The sequence below is a fragment of the Buttiauxella sp. S19-1 genome, from assembly GCF_022134725.1.
Classification (GTDB): Bacteria; Pseudomonadota; Gammaproteobacteria; order Enterobacterales; family Enterobacteriaceae; genus Buttiauxella; species Buttiauxella ferragutiae.
In genome coordinates this window covers 1-9,634 of the sequence record NZ_JAHWLU010000149.1, presented here as the reverse complement: position 1 = coordinate 9,634, position 9,634 = coordinate 1, and the positions used below count along the sequence as shown (strand labels likewise).

Sequence of the window (9,634 nt, the reverse complement as noted above, 5' to 3'; positions counted from 1 at the left end):
CCTTATCGCGGCTTCGCGTGATTCAACCATCCCTGCTTTGCTCGTCAGTTCCCCCTTTTTGAGGGACAGGTTAAAAACTGGGCTGTCATTGCTACTCCAAAGCGCGACGTTTTCCCCCGGATTGATTAACCAGTTTTCCAAAAATGCCTGCCGTACGCCAGGGAGCGCAATCTCGCGGCTTTTTTTACCATCAGGTGTCCACGAAAGTAACTTATAGATTACGCCGGGTTGCTCGCCGTTGGCCGACGAGGTGACTTTGTCCAGCCCCCATAACCTGCCGGTATCATCAAGTTTTAGGGAGGTAATGGCGGATTGCCCCTGAAAATTGTGCAATAACTTGATTTTATTTTCTTTAAAATCAAATAATTGCATTTTAGCGAATGTTGATACGATCAGTTGATCATCGGGCAATAGCAGCATCTGCCAGTCTTCAAAGGACTGGCTATAGATTTTGAACTGCTCGGGATCGTTACCTGAAAACTCGGGGATTTTACTGACGGGGACATCGAAAACAGGGGCCGGTGTGGTTGGATTGCCAGTGATGGCTATTTCTGGCACCTCTGGCTGTGCGTTTTGTGGAGCTTCTTTTTCCTGAGTGAACCACGGTTGCATAATAGACATGGCTTCAGCATCGGGCAGTACTTGCATGTCTGCCAGCGAATTGTTCAGGCTGTGTTGCAGCGCCTGGTCTATTGCGCTTGTTGTCGTTTTAGTGGTTTGAATGTGGGGATCGGGAATTGGGCCTATTCCGCCCAGGCCACTGAACATTTTGAAGGTTTTTTCGGTTTTGGTTTCCAGACCGCCATACCAGACCAGTACCATCGGGCCGCGAGCTAACATAGGGGATACGTCCATCACGTAACCGAAGTCCTCATGCAGGATTGAATGGCGCGCTGACACTGACCGTTTGAATTCCCAGCGGCTAATGCGTTGTTCGAAAAACGGCGCCTTAGCAAGCTCAAGTCGTGCCACATAGTCTTTATCTTGCTTCGGAATAGCCTGAAGCAGTTCTGCCTTTTCACTGGCACTGAAGGCACCAGCCTGTTGAGCGTTGTCCACTAATGCAGTAGTCGCCTGATCTATGGTTTTTTTTAGCTCCGGATGGTTGGCGAAACTGGCTTCAAGCCACGGGTGTTCCATTTTGGACAGTACGTCAGAATCATCCTTCCATTGAAAATCACCCAGCCCTGCATTCTGGAAACCTTGAGTCAGTTTTTGTCTGACCTCGTTGACTGTGCCGGGGATCAAAAAGTACGGTCCATTGTAGTAGTAATCCTGGTTATCTTTTTGATTATAAGTAGGATTTTTCAAGGTTATTGTGCTTAAGCCAACATCTGCTGCTGCTGATATCAGGGGGAGTGATATCAGGATGCAGAGCGGCAAGAGACTCATCATTCGTATTTTTCTTTTTATATACATATGGGTTTTCACTGTAGTGAATACCAGCCTCTTAAGGTTGAACCAGACCACGGGTATAAACCCAACCACTGGTGACATTCTGGGTTGAAGGATGGGTATAACGCACAAAAGTGAAACCTGCCTGCGGAGGTTTATCCGACGCGGGGACTTTGTCCCCATCAATAAGAAAAGCATTCGTGCTGTTCTGGCAAATTTCATTTGGCGCATCATAAAAATAGAGGCGCTGATGTTGGTTAGAGACTGTGCGCGTAACAAAATTTATGGGTGCTGCATTTTCGCCGGTTGCCTGTTGATTAGCGGTATTACAAATTTGCTCTTTTGTTTTAACGACCTCTTCAGGTAACCATCCTTCAATAATTTTTTTGGTGACAGGATGGACATAACGACTCCAGATAAAGCCCGGTTGTTGCCCCCATGATAGCGCCAGTATTTTGTCGTTATTCACAACAAATGCATTTACGGTGCACTCTTTGTTCGGTGCCCAATAAAGGTGTTGGCGTTTTTCCTGGCTGGCAATATAGCGAACGCTCGAGTCCCCCTCTACTTCAAAGGCGTTAGGGTAGAAACCTCCTGTCGGATCATCCGTCATGTTTTGGTTTGCCTGAAAGCACCGATCATCTTGCATCTTGCACATGCGGTAGTTTTCTAATGCGGCAGGATCCGTGGTGAGCTTTTGCGGATGCTCCTGATCGCGTTCATCCCACAACTCCCCCGTTTTTTCATTGTAGACAACCCAACCATAATGCCCGGCGCCAGGGGCTGAATCTGCATGCGCCTGCCGCACGTTGATGATTTGAATAAACCACATTTCCTTGCGGTCATCGTGTTTCTCCATAAGGACATCCAGATCGGTTGCTTTGGGATGTTCGGCGGCAATCATAGATTGGTTACTGCTTGCTAAGAGTTTTCTTAGCGGAATACGACAGTCACGAACAGGAGCAACGGCTGCATTATCACTCCATGTAACGGTCGCTGTTTTCGCATATGAAATAGAAATGAGCAGCGAATGAGAGATAAGCAATATGCCCATGATAGAACGAAGCTTCATAATTATTCCCTGGTCTGCACCTTGCAAAAATAATGTACTTCCGACTTATCGGTTTTTATGTTTGCCTGTGATAAATCACAATTCAGCGAAACACGATCGTTAGATGAATAGCCTGAGAAAACACCGCCAATGCCTGAATCTTGATATCCGGTGAGTGTCTCTGAACCCTGCTCAATAATCACCGACCAGCGAGTGAAACGGTCTTGCGGCCCAATGGGAATAAAGACATTCCATTCACCTTTTGGCGCTAGTGAAAAGTAACCCTTCGAATCAGTCGTGGTGGTTTGCATGATTTGCGCCGAATTGGCTAATGAAACGTTGACGTTAGCCAACGGTTGCCCTTGCCTGGTTAAAACACCTTCGATATGCGGACTGTTGTAATCATGGTAAACGCAGCCATTTAAAAAGGTTGCGGTGGCTAAAACTATCATCAGCGATAAAACTTTAAAAACCGGCGCTCGATTATTCGACATTGCGGGATAACTCTAGATAGTGAAATGCTCCATTGGGAGGAATCTATCATATCTGGAAGAAGAGGGGCGATCGCGGAGCCTGGTCGTAGCAAAGTCATCAATGTTACCTGCTGCAACAACCAAAATATCTTTGGAAAACGACTCGCAACTTACTCATTAGTGGGTTGGTTAACACTAACGGCTACGGTATAGTCAGCGCCGCTGCGGCAAAATCCGCAGCCAGGTTTCGCAGCCTGAATATCACATCGGGAACACATACAATTTTTCTCCTGGAGAATATTTATGACGTTACCCAAAAGTCTTATCTTATTGACTACTCAAAACGACTGGCATCCTGCGGATATCATCGCTGCCCTGCGTAAAAAAGGCACTTCACTGGCAGCTTTATCCCGTCAGTCAGGATTGAGCTCTTCAACGCTTGCAAATGCACTTTCCCGCCCGTGGGCAAAAGGGGAAATGCTGATAAGCCAGGCGATTGGTGTTCCTGCTGAGGATATCTGGCCGAGTCGTTACTTTGACCCAAATACACGTAAACCGATTAGCAGACCAATGCGTATGCGCCCAAAAAAATTCGCGGAAAGTAAAAGAGGCGAGGGGTGTGGTAATCATTCATAGAAATGAAGCGGCTTTGAAACCCATTTAGCTTCTTTGCTACTCTGAAACCAGAACCAGATTGTCTGGGTGGGTATAAAAACAATAAAGCCTGCTTAGATAAACCTGAGCGGGCGATTGGATTCTGCCGTGGACCATGAGTTTTGACGGTCTGCTGTGTGCCAGGAACGGACTTTTTGGTAGTTGTCAGTAGGGAGGTATTTCAGCAGAATGAGACCGCCTTTAAGCACGAGCATTGTTTATGCAGTCACAAACTATTGAATCTGGCTCCAACAGGGTTTACCGACTCACAAAAGAAAGGATGCAGGAGATCGAGCTATGCGTACTCATCAACTGAATAAATCCCGTAAACTTTATCGCAGCGTCAACACGACTACGCGGCATCATTCTAATAATCCAGGTGCTGAGTATCGCTGGGAACGCAATCGTAAAAAAGTCGGAGATGAGCTACTGGCAAAGCGCGAGACAATGCATGGCAGGCAAAAGCGTGGCCGAGATTATACGCCATTGTTTTACTTTCTGATCAAACAGATTGGCAAACCGTGGGATGAAATATTCAGCGAAGTATGTGGACGTCTTGATACCACCGCGCCTGTATTTTGGTTGGTCGCGCTACATGAGCATCAGCGAAGGGATTTAGTCTGCATAGGCGAAAGCAGCTTTTATCCGGGTCTGTTTGTTGATGAGAATGGAATTCTGCAACAGGTCAATCCTTCGATTACGGGAAAGGATGTTAAGGTGACTTGCCGCTGCTGCACACACACTTATATTGGTGAGCCTGTACCTTGGATGGATTGAGTGACAACACCTCCTGTCCTGCCATGGGGGCGTCCGCCATCAGTTGTGAGAGTGATGGAAAACTTCCACTCCTCGCTCTTAGCTGCCGGAGATGTTTGGAAGGGTGGGTGAGTGCCAATAGCGAACTTTGCTAACAGGTCGGTACAATGAGTAGCGGGATATAGCACAGTCACTATCGCTGTAAATAAAAACATGTTTTAAAAAACAGTATTGACCTCAAATCTCAAATGAGTAAATTAGTACTCAGCAGCACAATGAAAGTGATTAGTAAGTTAGTGAATAGATAGAAGTTCTGGGAAAGCCATTTTGCTATACAGGCCACGAAGTTTGTTGTTTGGGATGTAGTTGTTTTCAGGCCTTGTAGTGATTGTGCTGGTTCGCAAAATGGTAGTGTTAGCGCGACGATGTAAGGCCTTGTTTTTTTAGTTGATGCTGCCGGTTTCGTTTGTTTTTGGTAACCGTATCAGCAACGGGCAACGCATCAAAGAGTATATGTCGCGATGGGGGATGTGCTTGTTTAAGTTGCCACGCTTAGGTTTTGAAAGCGCAGGCAGGTGTATGACGAGATAAATAGAGGGAGGATTTTTAGTATTAATGCCCAATATTATCTGTAGTAAACGGGTACATTTGAAAGCAGTATAAATAGCAGTATCATTTTATTAAGTCCATTAATGTTAAATCTGAAGTCTGTAGTACCTTAAAAGCCCTGGCTGCAATGGTCAGGGCTTTTAAGATTACTCCCCCTTTGAATTGTAAGTTCTCCCAACAAATCATTGATAAAACTCACCTTGCATAATATTTCCAGCCACGCTGATTTTTGGGCTAAAGGTGCGGGTCACGCTGACCTGACTACCCACCAGATAACATCATTACAAATGACAGTCAGCCCCTAGCTCAACACTGTCCCTGGATAATCCCATTGGCGACTGTGTTCCAATAAGCGGACGACACGCTAATCAATTATGAGGTGTCTGGATAGTCCGTTTAGCCAGTTTCCTTTGAAGTATTATGACCATTACGGGAAATCCAGATGCGGCTAATGCACTAACAACCAACAGTCTGTTTAGATTTTGCGTTGTTATTCCCTGGTCAGGAAGTAATAAGGAAGACAGAAAGAATGCGAGAGTTGTTATCAGGGACATAATTGCTGCCTGTAGTGAAGAAAAACTGGCTCGTTGTTCATTCTCAGGATACTGGATAGCAACCGATGAAGCGGAAACAAGTCGGCTATATGAGGCTCCAAGAAATAAGGTTATAAATAGAACTGTATTATGATAGCCCATCGCAGGAATCAGTAAACTTGCCACAAACAACAGAGTTGAAATTGTTGCCAACATCAGAGCAGATAAACGTGATGTTAGAATGCCTGTTATTTTTGTAGACAGATAACCTGCAATACCTCCACTTAAGAATAATAAAGGTAATAGGTTTTGTTGTGCGCCCATATACTGCGTCAATAATGGAGTCAAAATGGGAATAATCAGCATTGGACTAAATTGTACTATTGCAATACAAGAAGCGAAAATTAAGGTTTGAGTATCAATAGATAGATTACTCTTCACGCCTGATTGAACCGTATCCCTGGGGATAATAAATACTATCAACGGTAAAGACAGTAGGCAAAGTGAACTGATTAACCACAGCGCAGTATGCCAACCATAGTGCGTACACAAAAATAATATAGCTGGCATGCCGACGATACTTACCATCGAAAATGATGCAATCACTGTTGCCAGCATTTTTCCACGTAAGTTAGCTGGAGCATAGTTTATCAAAATGCTCGTACCCACCCCCATTGTCGTACCACCAACCAATCCTGCGCAAAATCGTAGCGCGAGTAGAGTTTCAAAATGAGTAGTGAGTGTGGACAAAAATGTTAATGCTCCCAGCAGCACCATATTCTTGACCAGGAATTGTTTTTTATTAAACCGGTCGATCATATAAAAAGCAACAATGCCAGAAAGCACAGCACCCAGTGTGTACATACCAGAAACATAGCCAGAAAATGATACAGGAACCGAAAATCCGTCTGCCATAAAAGCAAAAACAGGCGTTAACGCCATATACTCCAGCGCATTAGTGAACTGGATAAAAGCCATTACAATGGCTATCCGCATGAGTGTTTTATGATTAAACGTCTGTGTGACCAGTGGCATAGCAAGCAACCCTAAGGATGAAAGATATCCGAGTTTAACTGCTATCAATGGTGTTCATTAGATGGTAAAAATGGCACTTATTATTATCATATATGGGATAATTGATGCGTCCGGCTCTTGATTTTAATACTCTGAAAGTGTTCATTGCTGTGGTTGAAAATGAAAGTTTTGTTGGGGCATCGAAAGTCCTTGAAATGCCGACATCAAATGTCAGTCGTTGTATTTCTCAGTTAGAAGAAAAACTGAATCTTCAGCTCATTGAGCGCAGCACCCGACATATGAAACTCACCCAGGCGGGGCATCTACTCTATACCCGAGCGAAGCCATTACTGGAGGCGCTTGAGCAAACTGAGACAGAATTAACCTTGCGACAAATGCAACTCAAGGGCCCATTACGGATCTGTATTCCCAACGAAATAGGTCCTGCATTGCTGGGTTCTGTTATTGCCGATTTCGCCTGTCAGTACCCGGATCTGGAGATCAGCTGTGTCACAAATTTGTCAGGTTTCGAATCCCTGCGAGAGGATCTGGATTTAGCTATCATTATTACCCGTGGTCAAATGGATGACAGTGACTACATAGCCCGTCATCTGGTGACTATCCCTTGCACCATTGTTGCAGCCCCCTCCGTCATTCAGCGTTATGGCACCCCTTCACACATTCAGCAATTTGAAGAATTACCCTGTATTACAACGGTAAGTGCTCTGAAAGGTGCTCCCTGGCAGTTTGTTAATAAAAAAGGAGGATTCGAGACGATTAAGGTCAAAGGGAGCTATCGGGTAAACAGCGGAGAGATGGCAGGAAGAGCTGCGCTAGCAGGTGTCGGTTTTGCAATTTTATCGAAACAAGCCTGCCAACCCTACATTAAGGATGGACGATTAATCGAGGTTGAGTTTGAACAATCGGCAGCCCCTTTGCAATTGTTCGCACTTTATTCAGATCGGCGTTACTTGCCCGCCAAAACAAGAGCGCTCATTGACTTTATTCATCAGAAATTGAGCAATATATCCTTAGCAACATAAAGAGGTATTGAATCGCCACAGAGTCCAGCGGGGACAATGAATCTCCACTCAACACAGAAGGTCTGATTTTCGCTCACAGCGGACTGAATGTGCCGCACCGGCAGGTAAGTGCCAGAAACGGAAATTAGGGTGCATTATTTTTTAGGGAGCAGGTAAGTTTTTCGGCAAGTATGTTGATGATCAAATCGCGTGGAAAGATTGTTTCATTGGTGTGTCTGAGTTCCTTCAACGCCCACCAATAATGAGCGCGAATAACTTTCTTTTCGTTGTTACTCCAGCCTGAGCATTCGATCTCTGATTCATCCGCGTAAATAATAAAAAAATGTTCTTCTGCGAGAACTGTTTCCCCACTTGGTAGCATCATTGTGAAGCTTGAGGCTCCTACTTGCGGCCCTGTAGTGTTTCTTCTCAACCCCGTTTCTTCGTGTAATTCACGTAAGGCGGCTTGCTCAAAAGACTCATTCAGTTCAAGTCCCCCACCGGGAGTAGCCCAATAAGACAGTCCACTCAACGCGTCATCTTTGTGGCAGAAATTAAAGAGTAGGACGCGATTTTCAGGTGAAAGGACTATCAATCGAGATGATGGACGAGTACGCACAAAGCCTCCTGATATAAAATATTAACTCCGACTCTCAATTATCATCGTTACGCCATCAGTCGTCTTGTTGCAAGCCAGATGTCTGATTTTTGTTCATAGCTGACTGAGAGCTAACCTATAGGCGGCTTCGTGCCAGAAGCGGATGGTGCAACCATCACAATATGCTAACTGCAGGAAGGGGAGTTGACAGCAAGGCTTTCAGTTTGCGCTAAACTCAAAAGCCCCAGGCTTAACCAACTGACCAGCGCTATAGGAAATATGTATGCCTGTTAATAATTTATCCCGCATGGGTACCGCTAAAGTGGCGCTTATTGTGGATGAAACAGGTCATCAAGTAATCGAGAAATTTCCTGCCAGTGATGTGGAGTACAGTTTTTATCAACACGCAGCTAAGAATCTCGCTCAGGTAGACATTCCCACCCCAATGCTATTATCCGCCGATCCGTCTTTACGCAAGTTGAGACTGGAATATATCCCACACCTGGTTGACCAGGACGCAGTTGGGCGTGATGAGGTGTTGTCAATTCTGTCTCGTTTACATTGCTACCCTCCAGACACTTCATGGGTTTATCACAACCACACCTGGTCAGAATCAGACCTCGAAAAATCTCTCACACTATTGGAATTACCGGGAAGAGCAGCAAAACAGTTACGATATTTTCAGCAGGTAAGTGATGCTCTGTTTAGTGGCCAGTGCTTAATTTCAGGCGATAGTAATGCGGGCAATTGGGGGAAAAGGGATAACGGTGATTTAATTCTTTTCGACTGGGAGAGATTCAGCACTGGAAGCCCAGCTATTGACCTTGCCCCCCTTATAAAGGGAATGGGGTCTATACAAAAATTTATTGAGTTTGCAACACGCTATAACTGTATATCTTGTCATTATAACCCTAATGATTTAGCCAGAGAAATTGCAATTGCCAAAGCCTGGATTGTTACCGAGGTAGTCGTATTGCTTAATGAACGGCAGAAAAGTGATTTTCAATTCTATCTAAACTGGTACAGAGAAAACCTACCCACCTGGTTAGATAATACTGTAAGAATACTTTGATGTTTTCAAAACCATTGAGCTATTACCGGTACGGATTCAACTATTCGCTCTGGGCTGCTTTATGGCATTGCAGTTGGCTGCTTCGTACCAGAAGCGGACTTTTTGGTAGTTGTCAGTAGGCAGGTATTTCAGCAGAATGAGACCGCCTTTAAGCACGAGCATTGTTTATGCAGTCACAAACTATTGAATCTGGATCCCACAGGGTTTACCGACTCACAAAAGAAAGGATGCAGGAGATCGGGCTATGCGTACTCATCAACTGAATAAATCCCGTAAACTGTATCGCAGCGTCAACACGACTACGCGGCATCATTCTAATAATCCAGGTGGTGAGTATCGCTGGGAACGCAATCGTAAAAAAGTCGGAGATGAGCTACTGGCAAAGCGCGAGACAATGCATGGCAGGCAAAAGCGTGGCCGAGATTATACGCCATTGTTTTACTTTCTGATCAAACAG

General features: G+C 45.0%; 9 protein-coding genes and 1 pseudogene. 5 read left to right on the top strand and 5 right to left on the bottom strand.

Annotated elements, in window-relative coordinates:
- The 3 genes from MES37_RS21890 to MES37_RS21880 form a co-directional block, all read right to left on the bottom strand.
- Positions 1-1,395, bottom strand: a 1,395-nt coding sequence (locus tag MES37_RS21890) for a hypothetical protein (protein ID WP_237932639.1), incomplete at its 3' end; no start/stop codon positions are given.
- A 55-nt stretch (positions 1,396-1,450) separates the two neighbouring features.
- The gene (locus tag MES37_RS21885) at positions 1,451-2,467 is read right to left on the bottom strand and encodes a hypothetical protein (RefSeq protein ID WP_237932638.1); all 1,017 of its coding nucleotides are present in this window, start codon (positions 2,465-2,467) and stop codon (positions 1,451-1,453) included.
- Positions 2,468-2,469: 2 nt separating this feature from the next.
- Positions 2,470-2,940 carry a carboxypeptidase-like regulatory domain-containing protein gene (locus MES37_RS21880; protein WP_237932637.1) on the bottom strand — a complete coding sequence of 157 codons (471 nt, stop codon included), beginning with the start codon at positions 2,938-2,940 and terminating at the stop codon, positions 2,470-2,472.
- Between the two features lie 282 nt (positions 2,941-3,222).
- On the opposite strand from MES37_RS21880, the gene MES37_RS21875 reads away from it, so the two are divergent.
- Complete coding sequence (locus MES37_RS21875; RefSeq protein WP_121815360.1) at positions 3,223-3,555, top strand: helix-turn-helix domain-containing protein; 333 nt, start codon at positions 3,223-3,225, stop codon at positions 3,553-3,555.
- A gap of 315 nt (positions 3,556-3,870) precedes the next feature.
- Positions 3,871-4,350 (top strand): hypothetical protein, encoded by a 480-nt coding sequence (locus MES37_RS21870; protein ID WP_237932636.1) that lies wholly within the window; start codon positions 3,871-3,873, stop codon positions 4,348-4,350.
- Between the two features lie 956 nt (positions 4,351-5,306).
- On the opposite strand, the gene MES37_RS21865 is transcribed toward MES37_RS21870, so the two are convergent.
- Positions 5,307-6,506 carry an MFS transporter gene (locus MES37_RS21865; RefSeq protein ID WP_237932640.1) on the bottom strand — a complete coding sequence of 400 codons (1,200 nt, stop codon included), beginning with the start codon at positions 6,504-6,506 and terminating at the stop codon, positions 5,307-5,309.
- 104 nt (positions 6,507-6,610) lie between these two features.
- Between MES37_RS21865 and MES37_RS21860 the strand changes: the two genes are divergently transcribed.
- Positions 6,611-7,528 (top strand): LysR family transcriptional regulator, encoded by a 918-nt coding sequence (locus MES37_RS21860; protein ID WP_237932635.1) that lies wholly within the window; start codon positions 6,611-6,613, stop codon positions 7,526-7,528.
- Positions 7,529-7,652: 124 nt separating this feature from the next.
- On the opposite strand, the gene MES37_RS21855 is transcribed toward MES37_RS21860, so the two are convergent.
- On the bottom strand, positions 7,653-8,126 hold the full coding sequence (locus MES37_RS21855; RefSeq protein ID WP_237932634.1) for an NUDIX hydrolase: 474 nt from the start codon (positions 8,124-8,126) through the stop codon (positions 7,653-7,655).
- A 262-nt stretch (positions 8,127-8,388) separates the two neighbouring features.
- On the opposite strand from MES37_RS21855, the gene MES37_RS21850 reads away from it, so the two are divergent.
- A complete protein-coding gene (locus MES37_RS21850) occupies positions 8,389-9,177 on the top strand; it encodes a phosphotransferase family protein (protein WP_237932632.1) in 789 nt (262 codons plus the stop codon).
- A 244-nt stretch (positions 9,178-9,421) separates the two neighbouring features.
- Positions 9,422-9,634 (top strand): annotated as a pseudogene (locus MES37_RS21845) (hypothetical protein); the annotation flags it as partial.

Bases quoted from the DNA above. Each gene is read 5' to 3' on its own strand.
- MES37_RS21885 (WP_237932638.1), bottom strand. From the start codon at position 2,467: ATGAAGCTTCGTTCTATCATGGGCATATTGCTTATCTCTCATTCGCTG.
- MES37_RS21880 (WP_237932637.1), bottom strand. From the start codon at position 2,940: ATGTCGAATAATCGAGCGCCGGTTTTTAAAGTTTTATCGCTGATGATA.
- MES37_RS21875 (WP_121815360.1), top strand. From the start codon at position 3,223: ATGACGTTACCCAAAAGTCTTATCTTATTGACTACTCAAAACGACTGG.
- MES37_RS21870 (WP_237932636.1), top strand. From the start codon at position 3,871: ATGCGTACTCATCAACTGAATAAATCCCGTAAACTTTATCGCAGCGTC.
- MES37_RS21865 (WP_237932640.1), bottom strand. From the start codon at position 6,506: ATGCCACTGGTCACACAGACGTTTAATCATAAAACACTCATGCGGATA.
- MES37_RS21860 (WP_237932635.1), top strand. From the start codon at position 6,611: ATGCGTCCGGCTCTTGATTTTAATACTCTGAAAGTGTTCATTGCTGTG.
- MES37_RS21850 (WP_237932632.1), top strand. From the start codon at position 8,389: ATGCCTGTTAATAATTTATCCCGCATGGGTACCGCTAAAGTGGCGCTT.